The organism is Wolbachia endosymbiont (group B) of Eucosma cana (assembly GCF_947250645.1).
Classification (GTDB): Bacteria; Pseudomonadota; Alphaproteobacteria; order Rickettsiales; family Anaplasmataceae; genus Wolbachia.
In genome coordinates this window covers 512,257-531,820 of record NZ_OX366334.1, presented here as the reverse complement: position 1 = coordinate 531,820, position 19,564 = coordinate 512,257, and the positions used below count along the sequence as shown (strand labels likewise).

The 19,564-nt window shown below is 35.2% G+C and carries 14 protein-coding genes and 2 tRNA genes; 5 read left to right on the top strand and 11 right to left on the bottom strand.

Annotated features, from left to right (window positions below; all coding sequences use genetic code 11):
* Window positions 1-42: 42 nt before the first annotated feature.
* From lipA to rpsD, 6 genes are all read right to left on the bottom strand, one after another.
* On the bottom strand, window positions 43-906 hold the full coding sequence (gene lipA, locus OOK99_RS02575) for a lipoyl synthase (RefSeq protein ID WP_108784143.1): 864 nt from the start codon (window positions 904-906) through the stop codon (window positions 43-45).
* Window positions 899-1,213, bottom strand: a complete 315-nt coding sequence (gene rpmB / locus OOK99_RS02570; protein WP_007302640.1) for a 50S ribosomal protein L28 — start codon at window positions 1,211-1,213, stop codon at window positions 899-901. Before rpmB ends, lipA begins: the two co-directional genes overlap by 8 nt.
* A gap of 54 nt (window positions 1,214-1,267) precedes the next feature.
* Complete coding sequence (locus OOK99_RS02565) at window positions 1,268-1,528, bottom strand: DciA family protein (protein WP_254229807.1); 261 nt, start codon at window positions 1,526-1,528, stop codon at window positions 1,268-1,270.
* Between the two features lie 330 nt (window positions 1,529-1,858).
* Window positions 1,859-2,053 (bottom strand): Fe-S cluster assembly protein IscX, encoded by a 195-nt coding sequence (gene iscX / locus OOK99_RS02560; protein ID WP_264337261.1) that lies wholly within the window; start codon window positions 2,051-2,053, stop codon window positions 1,859-1,861.
* Window positions 2,054-2,073: 20 nt separating this feature from the next.
* Window positions 2,074-2,160, bottom strand: a tRNA-Leu gene (locus tag OOK99_RS02555).
* A 5-nt stretch (window positions 2,161-2,165) separates the two neighbouring features.
* Window positions 2,166-2,780, bottom strand: coding sequence for a 30S ribosomal protein S4 (gene rpsD, locus OOK99_RS02550; RefSeq protein ID WP_006012690.1), 615 nt, complete (start codon window positions 2,778-2,780; stop codon window positions 2,166-2,168).
* Between the two features lie 113 nt (window positions 2,781-2,893).
* Between rpsD and tkt the strand changes: the two genes are divergently transcribed.
* The 3 genes from tkt (at window position 2,894) to gatC (ending at window position 6,270) form a co-directional block, all read left to right on the top strand.
* The gene (gene tkt / locus OOK99_RS02545) at window positions 2,894-4,858 is read left to right on the top strand and encodes a transketolase (RefSeq protein ID WP_264720089.1); all 1,965 of its coding nucleotides are present in this window, start codon (window positions 2,894-2,896) and stop codon (window positions 4,856-4,858) included.
* A gap of 148 nt (window positions 4,859-5,006) precedes the next feature.
* Window positions 5,007-5,927 carry a ribose-phosphate diphosphokinase gene (locus OOK99_RS02540; RefSeq protein WP_264720088.1) on the top strand — a complete coding sequence of 307 codons (921 nt, stop codon included), beginning with the start codon at window positions 5,007-5,009 and terminating at the stop codon, window positions 5,925-5,927.
* Window positions 5,917-6,270, top strand: a complete 354-nt coding sequence (gene gatC / locus OOK99_RS02535; protein ID WP_007302647.1) for an Asp-tRNA(Asn)/Glu-tRNA(Gln) amidotransferase subunit GatC — start codon at window positions 5,917-5,919, stop codon at window positions 6,268-6,270. The genes OOK99_RS02540 and gatC overlap by 11 nt, the downstream gene beginning before the upstream one ends.
* Window positions 6,271-6,308: 38 nt before the next feature.
* Here the strand turns inward: gatC and OOK99_RS02530 are convergent, their stop codons facing one another.
* The 5 genes from OOK99_RS02530 to OOK99_RS02510 form a co-directional block, all read right to left on the bottom strand.
* On the bottom strand, window positions 6,309-7,565 hold the full coding sequence (locus OOK99_RS02530; RefSeq protein WP_026092717.1) for a Tol-Pal system protein TolB: 1,257 nt from the start codon (window positions 7,563-7,565) through the stop codon (window positions 6,309-6,311).
* A gap of 446 nt (window positions 7,566-8,011) precedes the next feature.
* Window positions 8,012-9,646, bottom strand: coding sequence for a ribonuclease J (locus OOK99_RS02525; RefSeq protein WP_063630613.1), 1,635 nt, complete (start codon window positions 9,644-9,646; stop codon window positions 8,012-8,014).
* A gap of 169 nt (window positions 9,647-9,815) precedes the next feature.
* Window positions 9,816-10,934, bottom strand: a complete 1,119-nt coding sequence (gene dnaJ, locus OOK99_RS02520) for a molecular chaperone DnaJ (protein WP_012481762.1) — start codon at window positions 10,932-10,934, stop codon at window positions 9,816-9,818.
* A gap of 82 nt (window positions 10,935-11,016) precedes the next feature.
* Window positions 11,017-11,094, bottom strand: a tRNA-Arg gene (locus tag OOK99_RS02515).
* Between the two features lie 852 nt (window positions 11,095-11,946).
* Complete coding sequence (locus tag OOK99_RS02510) at window positions 11,947-14,997, bottom strand: phosphoribosylformylglycinamidine synthase subunit PurL (RefSeq protein ID WP_264720084.1); 3,051 nt, start codon at window positions 14,995-14,997, stop codon at window positions 11,947-11,949.
* Window positions 14,998-15,096: 99 nt separating this feature from the next.
* On the opposite strand from OOK99_RS02510, the gene OOK99_RS02505 reads away from it, so the two are divergent.
* Both OOK99_RS02505 and OOK99_RS02500 read left to right on the top strand, forming a co-directional pair.
* Window positions 15,097-17,895 (top strand): PD-(D/E)XK nuclease family protein, encoded by a 2,799-nt coding sequence (locus OOK99_RS02505; protein WP_264720083.1) that lies wholly within the window; start codon window positions 15,097-15,099, stop codon window positions 17,893-17,895.
* Window positions 17,896-18,108: 213 nt separating this feature from the next.
* Entirely contained in the window at window positions 18,109-19,515 is a 1,407-nt protein-coding gene (locus OOK99_RS02500) for an ankyrin repeat domain-containing protein (RefSeq protein WP_264720082.1), read from the top strand.
* Window positions 19,516-19,564: the final 49 nt, after the last annotated feature.

The window sequence follows — 19,564 nt, the reverse complement described above, 5'->3', positions numbered from 1 at the left end:
ATTAATTACTATATTAAACTGTACTCTGAAAAAATTAAGATATTAACTACAAGCCTTGAGCCTGTTAAAATCTTCTTCAGCGTGATATGATGAACGGGTTAATGGACTTGATGCAACTACCAAGAAGCCTTTAGAATAAGCAATATATTTATAATGCTCAAACTCTTCTGGAGTAACATATCTATCAATTTTTGCATGCTTTGGAGTTGGTTGCAGATATTGACCAATTGTAATGAAATCAACTTCGGCGCTACGTAAATCATCCATAACCTGAAAGATTTCTTCTTTTGTTTCTCCAAGACCAACCATAAGCCCTGACTTCGTGAAAAGTTTAGAATTAATCTGTTTCACCATCTTTAGCAAATATAGTGAATGAAAATAACGAGCTCTTGGTCTTATTTTTGCATACAGCCTTGGTACTGTTTCGATGTTGTGGTTATAAACATCAGGTGATGCAATAGCTATTGCTTCAAACGCTCCTTTCTTATTTAAAAAATCAGGAGTGAGGATCTCTATTGTTGTTTCCGAAGTTATCTTTCTAATTTCTTCTATACACCTTATAAACTGATTTGCACCACCATCTGGTAAATCGTCACGGTCAACAGAGGTAATGACAACGTGCTTTAAATTTAACTTTTTTATTGCTTTTGCTAAATTTTCTGGTTCATGAGGATCGAGCTTATCAGGAATGCCAGTTGCAACGTTGCAAAACGCACAAGCACGAGTACAAACAGAACCGAGAATCATCACAGTAGCATGACGTTTATTCCAACATTCACCAATATTTGGACACGCAGCTTCTTCGCATACTGTATGTAAGTTATGTAGCTTAACAGTGTTTAAGGTTTCATTGAATACTTTACCAGCTGGAGCTTTTGCTCTGAGCCATGTAGGCTTACTATGCATCTGAAACAGCTAGCTCTACCTCTTGTTTTGCTAAAACTTTCTTTAATCTTCTTTTTATCTTTTGCGCTTCTTTACTTAGTTTAATTGTTTTTGTGTTGAGCAAGAAAGCATCAAGATCACCTTTGTAATCTATAGTTCTTAAAGTTCTTGTCGCTATACGAAAGCTAAACTTTTTTTCTAATATATTACTCGTTAATGTAACCTTATGTAAATTTAAGAGAAAGGTACGCTTTGTTTTACGATTTGAGTGCGATACCTTATTACCAAAAGACTTTTTTCTATTTGTTAATTCACAAATTCTACTCACTTCAATATACCAATTTATCCTATGTAACTAGGTTAACCTTATATAGTTAAATAGTCAACTCCCTTGCTTGATTTTTATACCGTATACTGCTTTATAGCCAAAAAACACTGTAATTTTTTCTATTACAAGAGAAACCATATGCTGCATTTCTAATGCTTTACTGCCATTTGTTACTAACAGATGCAGAACACCAGAATTTACGTTTTGTGCGTATGAGATCTTTTGTGGTTTTGTACATTCTGCTAATTCCTCTCCAACTATACTTTTCCAGTTTAAAATAAGACGTATTTCATTTTTGCTGATCTTATTTTTCATGCATTTTAATGCATAGTTTTCTATTATAGATTTTAATTTCTTTGGCCCGCTATATTTAAACATCTTTCCAGTGCTTAAAATTAAATTATATTACAACTTTCTTATACAAAAAACTAACTTATTGTTTTCATAATCCTCGGCCTCACACATAAAAAGCAGTATTTGTATATCTAGCATTTGCCAGAATTTTGTGTTTCCTACCTTGTAATCATTTTTAATTTTAATTTGTTAAATTATTATGAAGCTAATTAAAATTCGAGTAAAGTATAGTATTTCCAAGAAGATTATCTTTTTACTGTATGCAGTAATTTTCTTATAGCTATCTGTTTTTTAAGATCTTTCTGCAATCCAAGCTGCTTGAATGGCCTCTAATATTTTTTCATTACAATACTTTTCATCATCATCAAACTCCTTCAAACCCAAGATCTTTTTCTTAAGTTCAGTGAATCTAATACTAATTATATCCTTACTGGGAAACTTCTCTTCTAGAGCTTCTGCAATATCTTCTATATCAAGCCATTTCATACTTTTTCGATAAATTAAACTGGTGCCCATGGGGAGACTTGAACTCCCAAGGTCGCAAAACCCACGGATTTTAAGTCCGCTGCGTCTACCGATTCCGCCACACGGGCCTTATTTATCTAGAGTAAAATTCTACTACTAAATTGACTTCCATGTCTGCTGAATATGGGACTTCGGAATATTGAGGTGCTCTCAAATACTTCACTGAAAGTGCTTTGCTATCTGCCTCTAAATAATCTGGAGCCTTACGTTCTTGTTTTTGTTCAGCCTCTATTAATATAGGAATTTTTGCTGCTCTTTCCCTTATTTTTACTATATCACCAGGCTTCACTCTATAACTTGATATGTTAACCACCTTATCATTAACTGTAACATGTTTATGAGATATAAGCTGTTTTGCCGAGTAAATTGTTGGCACAAAACCAGAGTGATATAGAACAGAACTTAACCTTGATTCCAAGGCACCAATAAAATTATCAGCCGTATAACCCTTTCTTTTGTAAGCATCTAAAAATGTACGTCTAAGCTGCTTACTTGAAATTGCATAGTAGAACTTAAATTTCTTATGTGCAGCAAACTGCTTACCAAAGTCAGATAACTTCTTAAATCCAAGAATACCATGCTGACCTGGAGGGTATTTTCTTTTATTGACCGAATCTTTTGCTCTACCCCATAAGTTTACACCAAGCCTGCGACTGATTCTATACTTTCTATTGATAACAGTTGTCATACAAAAATTCTCACAATCTAACTATAAATTATTAATGATTTTAACATTAAGTGTCAACTTGTTTTTGCCACTATGATATAGTATACTTCACTTTTAAGTTTTCCTATTAATACATGAATCATCTACTACTAAAATCCATGGCAAATGCTGTCCGCTTTTTATCAATTGATGCAGTACAAAAAGCAAATTCTGGACATCCAGGTATGCCACTTGGCATGGCAGATGTTGCCACTGTATTATTTGCTAAATATCTAAACCATAACCCTGATGATTCTAAATGGATCAGTAGAGATCGTTTCGTCCTATCAAATGGTCACGGTTCGATGCTGCAATACTCTATATTATATCTGACAGGCTACATTGGTATAGATGAACTAAAAAACTTCAGGCAACTTACATCAAAAACTCCAGGTCACCCAGAATTTGGCTTGACTTCTGGTATAGAAGCAACAACAGGCCCACTTGGTCAGGGATTTGCCACTGCTGTTGGCATGGCACTTGCTGAATCGATTCTTGCAAAGCAGTTTGAAATCAGCCACTACACTTACGTAATGCTAGGAGATGGCTGTCTTATGGAAGGTATAAGCCATGAAGCAGCGTCTCTTGCTGGGCATCTTAAATTAAATAAGCTGATAGCACTTTTTGACGACAATGACATCTCTATAGACGGCTCTACTAGCCTCTCTTGCTCTGATGATATAGAAAAGCGTTTTTCAGCGTATGGATGGAATGTTGACAAAATTGATGGGCATGACTTTGATGCTATATCCCTTGCAATAGAGCAGGCGCAAAAGTCTGATAAACCTACACTAATCTGTTGCAAAACTATTATCGGAAAATTTTCGAGCCGTGCTGGCACATCTTCTGCTCATAGTGGTGCCTTTACAGAGGAAGATGTAAAACAGATGAGAGAAAAATTGAATTGGAACTATGAACCATTTTATGTACCAGAAGATGTGAAAAACGTTTGGATGGAAACAGTTAAGAGGGCAAAGCAAAACTATACATCCTTGATCAATAAAGAACTACAAAGAAGACTTGAGAAACGTTTGCCGAATAATATCGAGAGTGATTTGGCTGATCTGAAGAAACAAATATGTAAGCTAATGCCAAACGAAGCTACTCGATCTTCTTTCGGCAGAGTAATGGAACTATTAAATAAGTCTATGCCAGAACTAATTGGTGGCTCTGCTGATCTTACCGGTTCAAATTGTACTAAATATAAGCACATGCAGGCAATAGATAGTAATAATTATAGTGGCTCTTATGTACACTATGGAGTGAGAGAGCACGCTATGGCAGCTTGTATGAATGGTATGGCTCTTCATGGTGGGATTATTCCTTATGGTGGAACTTTTTTAGTATTTTCCGACTACTGCCGCCCTGCTATACGTCTTTCAGCCTTGATGAAACAGCAGGTTATCTATGTAATGACTCATGACTCAATTGGAGTAGGAGAAGATGGTCCAACTCACCAGCCAATAGAGCATTTAGCTTCTCTGAGAGCTATACCAAATCTGTATGTTTTTAGGCCAGCAGATGCAATTGAAACTTTGGAGTGCATTAGCATTGCACTTGAAAAAAAAGAGTCACCTGCACTATTTGCGCTTTCAAGGCAAAATATTAATTACATGCACTCTTATACTGACCAATTGGTCAACCTATCAAAATTTGGTGCATATATACTATGCGAATATTCAGGGAAGCTAGAAGTGACGATATTTGCTACCGGATCTGAAGTTGAAATTGCAGTTGAGGCAAGAGAAAAATTACAGGAAAAAGGTGTAGGTACAAGGGTCATTTCTATGCCGTGTTGGAGGCTTTTTGACGAGCAAAGTGATGAATATAAAGGGGTAATATTAAATAATGATAGTATTAAAGTTGCAATTGAAGCTGGAAGTGAAGTGGGTTGGCATAAATATATAGGTTCAAACGGTATATTTATTGGCATGAAAAATTTTGGAGAATCAGCACCTTATGAAGCTCTTTATAAGCATTTTAATATTAGCGCTGATTATGTAGTAAAATGTGTTTGTGAAAACGCTTTTTATCATTCCACTGCGCATAAAATTACTTAATGCACTCAGCAAGTGCCGTTATTATGATAAGGAACATCGGTGAAATGTTTCGAGTAACTTTTCCGTTTCTATGATCCACTTGGCGGCAAGAATAAAGTTTTAATCATTCTATGGTTTCTGTATAATTTTCAAAACTTAATTGATATATATGAAGGTAATAATAGGTAGCACTAGTAAACAATTAGGAGATTCAATAGCAAGTGGGCTAAATGCTCAGCTATTACCTACTCAGGTATCAAGATTTGCCGATGGTGAGGTAAATGTAGAAGTAGCAAATGATCTACGTAATCAAGAAGTATATATAGTACAATCTCTTTCTTCCCCTGTAAATGATAACCTTATGGAGCTTCTGCTTACAATTGATGCAGCAAAGAGGTCAGGAGCCAAGAGAATAACGGCTATTATTCCTTATTACGGATACAGTAGGCAGGATAGGGTTATTAAAAACAATAATATGCAATCTGCTTTAAGTGCTAAATTAACTGCAAATCTTATTCAAACAGCTGGTGCAAACAGTGTTGCTGCTATTGATTTGCATTCAAGTCAAATTGAAGGTTTTTTTGATATACCAGTTACTAATCTAAGCTGTTTTGAAGTATTTGTTAACTCTATATACAAGGAAAACTTGGCAATAGTTGCGCCTGATGTTGGAGCAATTGGCAGAGCTCGTGCTTTTGCAAAGATTTTAGAGGAAAAATACAAGTTAGATAATGATATTGTTGTAGTAGATAAATATAGAGAAAAAGCAGGTACATCTGAGGTAATGAATGTAATCGGAGAAGTTGCAAACAAAAATTGCGTCATTGTTGATGATATAGTTGACTCTGGCGGAACATTATGTAATGCAGCTCTTGCTTTAAAAAACCGAGGAGCAAAGTCTGTAGTTTCATGCATTACACATGGAATACTTTCAGGAAATGCAGTTGAGAAAATCTCTTCCTCTTCTCTGGATAAATTAGTAATTACGGACACCGTATTTCACAAATTTGAAAAAAATGATAAGATAGAGGTTGTTTCAATTGCAAATATTTTAATTTGCTTTATGCAAGGAGGTAAAAGTGCCAGCTAGATCAACAGAAGATGTTATCACTTCGTTAATAGAATTTGCAAATAAGAGAAAAATAACAATTACTAAAGAAGAAATGCTTAAAACTGCACAGCTTGTGAGGATTAAGTTATCCGATGATGAGATTCAATACTACTCAAAAGAACTGACAATGCTGGATTGGATACATGATACTTTGTTGAAAGTTAATACTGAAGGTGTTTCTCCTATGCGTTATGGAACTATAGATAAGGATATTCATGTACGCGATGATATTATAAATTCTCAAAACATTAAAGAAGAAATATTATCCAATACAAAATCGGAGCATGGGTATTTCGTAGTACCGAAGGTTATAAACGATTAAGATAAAGCAAGATTTATAACGATTTTATAGATCTACTTTCAAAAATAAGACCAATCTGGTAAAGAAGCATTCGTTGGAGTAAAAACCATTTTTTGATTTTTCTTTACTAAATCTACTAAATATAATTTAGAGTTGCTTGGTGATTCTGCGTTAGTGAAGATAATTTCTCTGCCATTTGGTAGCCATGCCGGAGATTCAATTTTATGTCCCTCTGAAAGCAAGCGCTCTTCTTTGCCATCTGGCTTCATAACTCCTATGTAAAATTTTCCTGACTGAATTTTTGTAAAAGCTATCAGATCTCCTTTTGGCGACCAAACAGGTGTAGCATATCTTCCATTTCCAAAACTAATTCTCTTGGGTTTTTTGCTTTTTTTAGTGAAATCTATGATATATAGTTGCTGACTTCCACTTATATCAGAACTAAAAACCATGTACTTTTGATCTGGAGACAAAGAGGGAGAAGTACTTATAGCTGAACCTTTAGTAATTTTTTTTGTTCGTTTACTGTTTAAGTCTAGAGATAATATATTTGTTTCACCACTCAATGAGTGGGAAATAAAAAGAGATTTACCATCAGGAGAAAATCTTGGTGCAGAAATAACTCCTTCAAATGCGCTGATTATTGATTCAGTGTTATCTTTTAAATTTTTTAATATTATATAACTTTTACCATTTGTGTATGAGATATAAACAATACCCTTTCCATTTGGTGAAAATCTTGGTGTTGACACAAATTTCTCACCATTTGTTAAGTACTTTATATTACTTCCATCTTGATTCATCACAGCAATTTTACGGACGGATTTGTAATTGCTATCTTTTTCTTCAGCGATATATGTAATTTTTGTATTGAAATGCCCTTTCTCACCAATCAATCTATCATGTATCAGATCTGAAACAAGATGACTAATTTTCCTCCAGTCTTTTGCTAGAAAAACAACCGACTGAGTAAGCAATTCTCTGTTTGTAAAGCTGTCAGATAAACGAAAAGATAGCTCTAAATTTCTGTTTGATACTTCACTTAAACTTACTGTGACTACAGTATCGCTTTTCCAAGACTCAACTTTCGCATCACGTTTCACATTAAATAAGCCACAATTAGATAGATTTGTTTCAATTACTTTTGTGATGCTTTCACTTAGCTCACTTTCCACTTCTGTCTTGCATGCACATTTAGATACAACAAGATCAATATTACCAATATTGCTTTTTTTTATATCAACATATAAAACAGCTTTTGTGGAATAAGGAATAAATAACGAAATAAATAACACCAGTTGAACGAATAGCTTCATTAGATTTCTTGCATTACCTCCTGTCATCTCAGCAAATAGCTTACTTTTGAAGTTAAACTGCATGACAGTAGAGTAAATCAATTTCTGCAGTACTTGACACTGGAATCCAGAAATTTGACTGCAAGTAAGTGCACTGAGGTGGCAAGCATAAAAGTAGCTGTTTTATTCTAAAATAAACGTCTTTGACAAGGTTGCATGAAAAACTGGATTCCAGTTTCAGAGCACTGGGATGACACCCTACTGGTGGAGATTGCTCTAAAACTACAATGTTTGCATGGGCGTTGAGATGGCACCCTTCTGGTAGATTCAAATCACAATGTTTGTATAGTTGTGTGATCTGACACTGATTTTTTTTTACGGATTCCAGTATTGCATGCTGAAATAACATCAAAGAATACATTGTTAACTTCTTACTCAAATAATGGTTAATAAAAAAAGGTGTATTTCTATACCTGTTCTATCTGGACTTCAATTATAGGTCTTTTTAGTAAATATTCTTTTAAGATACTAAATATTGAGCTCTCAATTTTATTTCTTATTTTTTTTATCGGCTGTGAGTCAAATGCTGACTCAACCTTCTTTATGATCTTTTGCATAATGGCTGCATCTTTTTGCGCTTCGAAAACACCAGGTGCAAATACTTTTGGCTTAGCAAGCAGTTTATTTTTCTTGTTTACAACTGCTGTCACTACGATAGCTCCGGCATCTCTCATTCTCTCACGCATTTTTATAACGCTGCATTCTGGATGACGGAGTAACATACCATCAATACCAAAGTAGTCGACATCAATGGAGCTAACTTTTTCCCCATTTTCCAAATTAACAATATCACCTGGTGCAATCATTATTGCTTTTTTCACACCGCACTCTTTAGCAAACTTTACATGTGCATCCGTATGAATATACTCACCATGAACCGGAATAGACATCTTAGGTTTTATCAAAGAATACATTTCCCTTAGCTCTGCTTTTACTGGATGTCCGGAAGCATGAACATTCTCTGTTTTTTCAGTAATAACTTCCACTCCCATCTCAATAAAGGCATTGAGCATGTTATGTGCACGAGTTTCATTGCCAGGAATGATTTTTGATGAAAAGATCATGGTATCACCTTGCTGCATTTTAAATGCTTGATGACTCTTAGCGGCAAGTCTTGCGGTAGCTGCCAGTGGCTCACCTTGACAACCTGTGCAAAGTAGCACCAGCTTTTCCCTTGGAAAATTTACTGCCTCCTTTGCTTCTAGAAACTCAGGAGAATCAGTTAAATAACCACTATCCTGAGCAACTTTCACTATTCTCCATAAAGATCTGCCAAGTAAAACCACTTTTCTATTTAGTGCTTTTGCAGCTTGGCTTATTGTTTCAATTCGCGCCACATTCGAGGCAAATAGCGAGACAGCAACCAATTTTTTAGACCGCTTTATTATATTGTAAATATTATCATAAATTTCACTTTCTGATTCAGGGTCGTGTTTGCTCAGTATGTTTGTTGAATCACAAATTGCTGCAAGTAGATCACCTTTATCGCCAATTTCTTTTAAACGCTCTATATTAGAAATTAATCCAACAACAGGTTTTGGATCAAATTTCCAGTCCCCAGTATGAAGTGCACTACCTGCTTCAGTGCTAATTAATATTGAATTTGCCTCAGGAATTGAGTGAGTTACATTTATAAACTCAACGGTAAAAGGACCCAAATTTATGCTGCCATTTATGTCTACCTCTTTCACAGGTACCACACCTTCCAATCGAAACTCCTTTAGTTTCTCCTTGAGAAAATTAACTGTAAACTTTGTTGTATATATGGGACATTGCAAATCTTCCCACAGATGAGGCACTGCACCACAGTGATCTTCATGTGCATGTGTAATTATTATTCCAAGCAAATCTTTTTTTCTTTGAGCAATAAAATCTACATCAGCAATGAGTAGCTCAACACCTGGCATAGTTTCATCTGCAAAACCGATACCAAGGTCGATCATAATCCACTTGCCTTGATAATGATATAGGCTAACGTTCATCCCAATTCTTCCTACTCCTCCAAGAGGAAGAAATAAAAACTCATTTTTGTTTATGTTCATTAATTTTAAATTATTAAAATGCGAGGATAGCAAAACTTCGACCTTAAATAAAGGAATTTATCACTTTTGCATAACTTAAAAAAATCTTTTCACTAAAAGAGAAGGCTTTCAAATTGGTAAAAAGAATTAAGTGTAGACAGCTACCTCTTTATATCATTTAGCAAATTTCTCATTTTTTTTTTACTTTTCCAAAGAATCCTTCAGATTTCTGCTCTACACTTTCATGTTCCTCTTCCTCAAGCGCTTTTAATAGCTCAATCTGCTTTTGGGTTAAATTCTTTGGATTTAAAGTCTCAACTATTACCTGTACGTATAAATCACCACGAGCATGTGAGTTCATATATGGCATACCCTTTTCCCTACAACGTAGTTTGGTACCAGTTTGAGTGCCTTCAGGGACCTTTACTTTTATTTTAGCTCCATCAATTGATTGAATATCGATTTCACCACCAAGTACTGCTAGTGTCATTCTTATAGGCACTTTACAGTGTAAATCTGCTCTATTGCGAGTGAAGATCTGATGAGTAGCTATTTTCACACATACGTATAAATCTCCGCTTTTTCCACCTCTTGCTCCAGCTTCTCCTTTACCACTGACCCTTACCTTAGCTCCTTCTTCTATGCCTTTTGGAATTGAAACGGAGATATTTACTTCATCTCTTTTACGCCCACTTCCACCGCATTTCTTACATTTATTTTGTATTATTTCTCCTTCCCCATAGCATGTAGTACACGTTCTTTCAATGGTAAAAAAGCCCTGTTGAGTTCTAATTCTACCGCTTCCCTGGCATGTGTTGCACTGAACTGGTTTGATTGCTCCTTCGCTACCTGTGCCTTGGCATGTATTACATTTTATATTTGTCACATAATGTATAGGTGCTTGTATTCCTTTAAATGCATCTTCTAAGGTAATTTTAAGGTCGTAGCGCAGATCTGCTCCAGATACTCCTGTTGTACTTCTTTTTGTTCTTGACCTACTTGTACTGCCGCCGAATCCTCCACCAAAAAAATCGTTAAATATATCGCTAAAATCCCCTCCAGCTTGGCTGAAATCAAATCCACCGGAAGCACCATCGTGACCATAACGATCATAACCTGCTCTTTTTTCAGAGTCAGATAGAACTTCATATGCAGCTGTTACTTCTTTAAATTTTTCCTCTGCTTCCTTATTACCAGGATTTCTGTCAGGATGATATTTTAATGCTAGTTTTTTATATGCTTTTTTTATCTCGTCAGTACTAGCATTTCTGCTCACTTCTAGCAGATCATAATAGTCTTTTTTGTTCATATATAATAGCTCAGTATTTTACCTTTAAAGATAGGTATTACACATATGAATTTCAAGCATGACCTCTATTTCCTATAAAATATGGTGCACCCTGAGCGACTTGAACGCCCGACCTTTTGATCCGTAGTCAAATGCTCTAATCCAACTGAGCTAAGGGTGCTTGCACAAAGTTGACTTTAACAGATTTTATAGCTTATTTCAATTGGTTTAGCTAAAAATAAAACTCTTATCATGTATGAAACCTGTAAGAAATTGTACTAGCTCTCTTAAAGGATAACTTAAGTTAACAGTTTCCAATTACTTTGATTTTAGAACCGCTATCCGAATAAGAGCTTTTCACATTATACTACCAAGCTGCTAACAAATAGCGGAATGACGGTTATAGTTAAATCTAAACTATTTTGGCTATATCAGAAGACGGGTTATGCAGAAACCTTAAAATACTTCTTGCTTGCCAAGGAGAATAAATACATTCCTACAAACAAGCAGATACTCAATATCGATGCATAGGAAAACTTGAAAATTAAATCTTTAATATATCTTGATAAGCATTTACCTGCAGAAATTTTGTATAGTAGTCCAACACAAACAATCGTACTATCAATGACTGATGCTATAATTAAAGTGATGAAATTTGCCATATGAAAATTCAATTTGGACTTTAATTTTTTTAAAATAACTATGCTTGAGAGAAGAGAGACTAGAATTGCAGTATATGAAACCAATATTACCAAACTAAAATTTTGCAATTTAAAAAGACAGCATATCACCGTACACACTATTAAGCTGTAAGTAGCTTTGCTTCTACCATGAAACTCAACCATTGAGTTTACAACTAAAGTAGCTCCTACAAATAAGGTAGCACATATCATTAATTTATTTGAAGTGTTAAGTAAAGAAAGACTGATAAGCAAGAGTATTGATAAAATGGACATAATCACCTACCCAAATTTAATAACATGCATTTATTTTAATCAGACATTACACATAATGAAAAATTTGTCTAGCGTAATCAAAAGTTATTTAAACTAGTACCTAAGTCTTTCAAATCTATTCTTATAATATCCTTTATATTGAGAGCTTTCTCCTCTGTCACTTTTCCAATACATGAAAAAACTATACCTTTAAACAATTCTTCAAACTTCCGCTGATTTTGCGGGGCAATGGTTACTAATATTCTACTTTGCGATTCAGAAAACATTATTATCTTGTTTATTATGTCTGTATTTTGTGTTTTTCCTATTGGTACTAGTGAAAGATCAATTTCAGCACCAAGGTCTCCTGCAATTAGCGATTTTGCCAGAGCAATAATTAAGCCCCCTAAGTTTGGTGCAATTGCAGAGACAATTATGCCATCTTTTATTGCCTGGTTGTAACGTTCATACAACTTCCTAGCGCTCTTTGCATTAACTTTTGGCACGTTGTTATTATCTATTCCACTATATAACTGATATTCAGATCTACCAAGCTCATCGTGGGTTGTACCAAGCACATATATCAAGTCCCCTGGCATTTTCACATCAAGCGATACCGCATTTTCAATATTTTCTATAATTCCAATTGCTGAGATGAGTAATGAAGGTGGTGCAGAGATTATCACTTTCTCGCCATTTTCATCATATCCCTTGAAGTCATTGAACATACTGTCTTTTCCGGATATGAATGGTGTTTTAAATGCAGTTGCAAAGTTGTAACAAGCCTCTGCAGCTCTCTTTAGTTGCCACAATCTTTCTGGATTATAAGCATCACACCAGCAAAAATTATCGAGCAACGCTAGATGATTTATATTTCCTCCTGCAGCTACGTAGTTGCGTATGGCAGTGTCAATCGCACATGCTGCCATGTGATAAGTGTCAATTTCTCCATAACTTGAGCCAAATCCCTGCGATTTTACAACACCTTTGTTTGAAGAAAGGACTGGCCTCGAGACAACAGCTTCGCTGCACACTCTTCCCTTGCCTTGCAGTGGTTTCAGTATTGACGATCCTTGAACCTCATGGTCATATTGCACCACTATAAACTCTTTGCTGCGTATGTTTGGTCTGCTTAGCATTTCTTTTAGTTCAAAGGTGTCATGCAAGTAGCTGAGACTGGAATCCATTTCACGCTCAGCTCCACCATCGTATGGGTTTTGGCGTAAAATGTTTGCAGGCTTTACCTGCTGGATCCCAGTGTCAAGCACTGGGATGACAGGAAAGGATACAGCAGACTCCTTAGACCACGGTTTCGTCTGTAAATGCACTTTGGGATTACCGTCATGCAGAAATTCAGTTTCGATGTCCATTATTACTTCTCCTGGGGGACATTTAACAACGGCTTTGCCACTTTTGTTGAATTCTCCAATTACACAGACCTCCACATCATGTGTTTTCATGATTTGCTTAAACGCAGGAAGATTTTCTTCTGGCACTGCTAAGGTCATTCTCTCTTGTGATTCTGATATCCATATTTCCCACGGAGCCATACCATCGTTTTTAAGGAGAACCTTGCTCAAATCAACTTCAAATCCGTCTTTTCCCATTTCACCAATGGACGATGATAGACCTCCTGCTCCATTATCCGTTATTGCATTATAAAGACCAAGATCTCTTGCTTCTACGACGGCGTTGGATAATTTTTTTTGTGTTATAGGGTCACCAATTTGCACAATTGTTGAAGGACTGTTTCCCGACAATGCCTCTGAAGAAAAAGTTGCACCGTGAATTCCGTCCCTTCCAACTCTTCCACCAATAATTACGATTTTATCACCGTTTTTGGGTTCTTTTATGTGTGAAGGTGCATTATTTATATTCCGTGGAATAATTCCGATGCTTCCAACAAAAACTAATGGCTTTCCACAGAATCTATCGTCAAAGTATACTGATCCAAGTTGCGTTGGAATACCGGAGCAATTACCAGCAACATTAACACCGTGAATCACTTCTTTCATTATATATTTTGGTGGTAAGATTTTATCAGTACGCTCTTTATCTCTATAAAGTTTGCCTTTTGATTCTTTGGCAAAGCAAAAGTAATAAGTATTCATGATAGGTTCTGCACCTTTGCCAAAACCGACTATATCTCGGTTAACTCCAAGCACTCCAGTCATTGCTCCACCGAACGGATCGAGAGCTGAAGGACTATTGTGAGTTTCAACTTTATCTACAATCAAGTAATCGTCATCAAAAATTATTCCTCCTGCGTTGTCGGAGAAAACTGACACGCATATGTTAGAATTTATCTCACGCGTTGCACGCTTAATATAATGAGCATATAGACCGTCTTTTATTTCATCAATAGGGGAGCAAAAAATATTGTGTTTACAATGTTCAGACCAAGTCTGTGCCAGAGACTCAAGTTCAATATCATATGGATTTCTACCGAGTTTTTTAAAGTAATCCTTTATAGCTTTCATTGCTGCCAGCGAGAGCCCTAAAGTGCCATTACCATCGATTCCATCTCTGCTGATTTTTTCAAGCTCTTGGTCACTCACATTGAGTTTGACAGATTTTGCTCCATTATTACCTGGCGTCATCCCAGTGCTTGACACTGGGATCCATTCTTTTTTTTCCTGGTCATGCGATGTAATGACACCAGGTGTGATATTGGATTTACCATAATATTTCCAGCTATAGTTCTTACAGATAAGTGTGCAATATTCAGTGATAGGGTTGAATTCTTGTTTTATGTCATCTTCGGTTGAAAAACCTCCTTGACTTAGAAGTAATTTTGAACTTCTTGCCTTGATAGAAACACTTTCATCAATGTGGCCTTTACTCATTAGATATTCTCTAACAATCTGTTTTGCCGTATTGCCAACATTATCGGTCATGCCAGGTAGAAAGCTTATTTCCAAGCCCCACTTTGCTTGTGATTCTATGAAATCATATTGAACTTCTTCGAGATTTTTGTTGTAAGAATAATAACAACAATCTTGTATGACTTTATTATAAAATAATTCACAAATTTCTTCGTATAATTTTAATGGTAGTTCTTTGCTTATGTAAATCGAGTAAATGTTGACTAGCCACCTGTGGCTAACTTGCTTACATTTATTTAAAACTTCTATTCTGATGTTCGTCATGCAATATTATTAAAAAATTTGATATATAATAACATAAGAAAGTGAGAGCACATTTATATTTTGCTGTACAATAATGCATCATACTAATTGTTATTTTTCATGAGAAAAGTTTTTACCATTAACGTAGATGCATCCTTTTTCGATGTTCTAGTTCAGCATATATTTTCTGAATATGAAAGAAAAGAAATTCCTCAAATAAAGATCATACTTCCATGCAAGAGGGATGTGATAGCATTGCTGGGTGCATTCAAGAGTTGCAGCGCTATAATTTTGCCAGAGATAGTTTCACTAGAGAATATTGATGAAGAAGATTTAATATTAAATCTTGATAGAGTTAAAGTTATCAACCCAACAAAAAGAACACTGCTACTCATTCAATTTATATTGGAGTGGAATAAAAAAAACAATGATAATTTTCCAATCGATCTGGTTTACAGTTTGCCGTCATTGCTTCAATATACCCAAATAGAGGGTGATTATCAACTTGATGAGCACTCAAAAAAAGTAGGGAATTTCATAAATTTACTTATCAAAACTTGGAGTAAAACTTTAAAAGGTTTGGGAGTAATAGATATACTAAAGCATAAGAATGACTACATAAACAATATGATAAACTTCCTGCAGAAAGATCAGCATATGATCTTTATTGGAATTGGAAAGGGTGAAATCTACAAGTTATTGATTAAGGCTATATATGACCTGCCATTTGGAAAGATAATTCTACCTAACCTGAATTTGAAAATGAACGAAAAAGATTGGAAATCACTTGATAAAAAACACTATCAACATTGCCTGAAAGATTTACTCGATTATTTAAAAGTGGATAGAAGGGATGTTAGTTTTCTGTCAGAAGCGTGTTCTGGTGTCATCCCAGTGTCAAGCACTGGGATGACAGAAGAAAGGGCTGGGATAACAGGAAGTCCTGAGGAATATCTTGATTATATCTTCGATACAACTGCTGATCTAAGTGAAGTTGGTGGCGGATCAATTGAAAATATTGAAGTCATCACTTGTGATTCAAGGGAGGAAGAAGCACAAGTGACGTCACTAATTATAAAGAATGAAGGTTATGAAAACGTTTCTTTGTTTGTCTTTGATAAATTACTTGCAGATCGTATGGCGTGTACCATATCGGAAAACTATTCTTATATAACGCTCCTATTTTACAGCATTGAAGTTTTGACCTCAAATTGGAACAGTGTGGCACTGCTTTCGCTACTCAAACATAGTCTAGTGACTTTTGGTTACACTCAAGAAGAATACACTCGTATTTTATCTGAGTTTGAGATAGAAGTATTGCGTAGCTTTAATACAAATGGTCTTAAGGATATTATTAACGCTATTAATACTTGTAAAAAGCTAAGACATAAAGAAGATATATTAATTATTATCAGTAATTTAAAGATTATATTTAATCCTTTACTGTATCTTGTAAATTATCCCATTTTTGATGTGGCATCAGCTCATTTGCAGTGTGTTAATGTCCTTTCTAATATCAATTTTTTAGAGCTAAATGGTGAAATAGGTAATTTTACTCGTGATTTCTTAAATGCATGTGAAGATGTAGCAATAAAATGCTCCTTAGAGTTATATAGCCAAATCCTGATATTATTTTTAAAAAGAAAATTTTTTTCTCCAGAAAATAACTTAGATAAATTCAGCTTATATCACAATAAAGTTGTAGTACTTGCTGGATTTAATGATATACCAAATTTTCAGAATCCGTTTTTGAGTGCACTGAATAGAGAAAAATTTAACCTTCCTTCTGTGCAAGAAGAGCAAGGGTACTTTTTGTATACTTTGCGCAATTTATTTGGTGCCGGCAAGGTTTATATTACGAGGCTAATTAGTGATAGAAAATCAATTCTATTACACCGTTGGGATATTCTGTTGCAAAGAACAAAATATCCTTACCGCGATTGGCTAAGAATATTAAATACACCTGAGTGTATTGTTCCATGTACTCAGCCTATGCCAAAACCTCAAGCCAAAGTCAGAGAAGAAAAAATGCAAGTGATGTCTTGCAGTGCAATAGAAAAGCTAATTCGTAATCCTTATTCGTTTTACGTTGAATATATACTGGGCCTTAAGCAATTGAGAGACTTGAATTTTAAGCCATCGATATTGGAGTTTGGCACTATGGTACACAATATTCTTGCAAGATATTTACGCAACGAAAAGTCGCTGATGAGTGTTGTACGAGAAATATTCTCGTCTAATCGATTCCACTTTTCAAATATGTGGTGGGTAAGGTTGCAGAGGATAATTCAATCTTTTGTTGAGTTTGATAGGACTGGAAACAATCAAGTTGAGTTGGAGAAGAGCTTTTCCTATCCGATATTTCATATTCCAGCGCGTGACACACAACTGCACGGATGCTGTACAACTTCCACTAAGAAGAAGGGTGTCATTCCAGTGCTTGACTACTTGGATCCAGAAAATTTGATTGCAAATGAACACACCAGACAATTGTGTAATAATAGCTGGTCAGATACTCGAATGACAGAAGAAATTTTATTGACAGCAAGATGTGATAGAGTTGAGTATCTACCAGGTGGGCAAGTAGCAATTATAGACTATAAACTTGGTTCACCACCTTCCAATGAGGAAGTTATGTCAGGATTTTTCCCGCAATTAATTTTACAAGCTTTAGCAGTGGAATACACAACAAAAAAAGAAGTCTCGGAGCTTGCTTATTGGAAACTTGATTATGATAAAATAAAGGTTATTGCTTTGAAAGATTATAGACAAAAAATGCATGAATTTCAGAATATTCTACCAGATTTCTTATCTAATTATTTAAGAGATACTACTCCCTTTATTGCCTCTCCTTATTTTGATAAATTCCTGAGATTTAACAGCTACAAACAACTAGAAAGGATAGGGGAGTGGTTATAAATTATATCTCCTCTCATCCAGATCAAAATAGCTGGTTGTACAGCTGGTTTACTAAGTGCAGTAGGAGAATTACTAGATTGTGATATAGACTCATCTTTGCTAGACTCAAATAACCATAAAAAAACACTAAAAAGTGATTCAATCAATTTTAGCCATTAAAACTTGAATAGTGGCTAAAATAGCTTTAAATTGTATATTTTTTAGGAGGGGTATATGCCATCACAAAAACAGCTAAATGCGCAGCTAATTGATGCTGCTAAAGAAGGTGAGCTACGTTTTGTTCAGCAAGCCATACAGGGTGGAGCAATGATTAATACAATAGATGATGATTATGGGAGAACTGCTCTAATGTGGGCTTCCAGAAATGGTCAATTAGAGATAGTACAATACTTGATAGAAGAGGGAGCAAATGTTAATGCAGAATCTCCGGGAAACATAACTGCTCTAATTCATGCTGCTGCCCATGGTCATCTTGAGGTAGTACAACTTCTAATAGCAAATGGAGCTGATTTAAATGTGAAACGTGAAGGTCAATTCTCTGCCCTAACATATGCTATTGTAAATGGCAATACGGAGGTAGCAAAGCTTCTAACTAGATATCATTTAATAGCTAATCTTGATATGTCAATACCTCGCTTGCCTCTTCCTACTTGTATACCAGAGTTATCATCTTATTGGTATGACTGTAAGGATGAGCTCAATAAAATGAAGGAAGAAGATAGTGAATTATATAATTTTCTTGTAAGTAAGGGCATTGATGACCAGGTAAGAATTTGGACAGAGAGTGAGACAATACAAAATATTTCACAAGATAGATTAAATATAGAATACTTAATCTATGCTAAAGATTTAACAGGTAAAATAGAATCAGTGATATTTTTTCTTAACAACAGGGAAATAATCAATTCTTTATCGCGGTATTATGAGGTAGGAATTAAAACAATTGATCAGGTAAAAAGCTTACTTGATCGTTTCATAAGAGAGTATGTGGAACTTGAGGTAGAAATTGTTCCAGCACAATTAAACTTTAATACTCAAGAGTTACAACCCCCTACACTAAAAACATTATCATTTGTACAAATGATTAACAATCATGCAGGATTATTTTCAGCTGCTAAAAGTGGTCAATTAGAAACAGTAAGATACCTGATAGAAAAACAGAAAGAGGATATTAATGCAACAGATAACTATGGAAGAACTGCTCTAATGTGGGCTGCTGGAAGTGGCTATTTAGAGGTAGTAAAGTACCTGATAGAAACAGCAAAAGCAAATGTTAACGTGAAAGATAACTATGAGAACACTGCTCTGAATTATGCTACTAGAAACGGGCATTTAGATGTAAAAGAATATCTGAAAGGTTATATACAAAAAGAGCTACGGAAGAAATACGTCTGCATTGGCGTTAGTGGTACAATAGGTTATGTTGCAGGTATGACAATATCATGTTCTGCGGGAGCAGCGATTGCAGTTTGTGCAGCATCAGCTACCATTAGTTTAGCGTTAGGTGCAATTTTTGGTTATACAATTTTAGAAGTAAAAAAAGAGAAAGCAAACAAAGGTATAGCTTCTGCGCTTAAAGATGTTTTCACTATTCAAGCTCTAAGTAGAATAGCCTTGTAGAGAATGAAAGTAGGTTTATTACTTAAGGTTGAAGGGTTATCTTAATAAC

Excerpts from the sequence above, each read along its gene's own strand:
- lipA (WP_108784143.1), bottom strand. The coding sequence starts at position 906 with ATGCATAGTAAGCCTACATGGCTCAGAGCAAAAGCTCCAGCTGGTAAA.
- OOK99_RS02565 (WP_254229807.1), bottom strand. The coding sequence starts at position 1,528 with ATGAAAAATAAGATCAGCAAAAATGAAATACGTCTTATTTTAAACTGG.
- iscX (WP_264337261.1), bottom strand. The coding sequence starts at position 2,053 with ATGAAATGGCTTGATATAGAAGATATTGCAGAAGCTCTAGAAGAGAAG.
- rpsD (WP_006012690.1), bottom strand. The coding sequence starts at position 2,780 with ATGACAACTGTTATCAATAGAAAGTATAGAATCAGTCGCAGGCTTGGT.
- tkt (WP_264720089.1), top strand. The coding sequence starts at position 2,894 with ATGAATCATCTACTACTAAAATCCATGGCAAATGCTGTCCGCTTTTTA.
- OOK99_RS02540 (WP_264720088.1), top strand. The coding sequence starts at position 5,007 with ATGAAGGTAATAATAGGTAGCACTAGTAAACAATTAGGAGATTCAATA.
- OOK99_RS02530 (WP_026092717.1), bottom strand. The coding sequence starts at position 7,565 with ATGAAGCTATTCGTTCAACTGGTGTTATTTATTTCGTTATTTATTCCT.
- OOK99_RS02525 (WP_063630613.1), bottom strand. The coding sequence starts at position 9,646 with ATGAACATAAACAAAAATGAGTTTTTATTTCTTCCTCTTGGAGGAGTA.
- dnaJ (WP_012481762.1), bottom strand. The coding sequence starts at position 10,934 with ATGAACAAAAAAGACTATTATGATCTGCTAGAAGTGAGCAGAAATGCT.
- OOK99_RS02510 (WP_264720084.1), bottom strand. The coding sequence starts at position 14,997 with ATGACGAACATCAGAATAGAAGTTTTAAATAAATGTAAGCAAGTTAGC.
- OOK99_RS02505 (WP_264720083.1), top strand. The coding sequence starts at position 15,097 with ATGAGAAAAGTTTTTACCATTAACGTAGATGCATCCTTTTTCGATGTT.
- OOK99_RS02500 (WP_264720082.1), top strand. The coding sequence starts at position 18,109 with ATGCCATCACAAAAACAGCTAAATGCGCAGCTAATTGATGCTGCTAAA.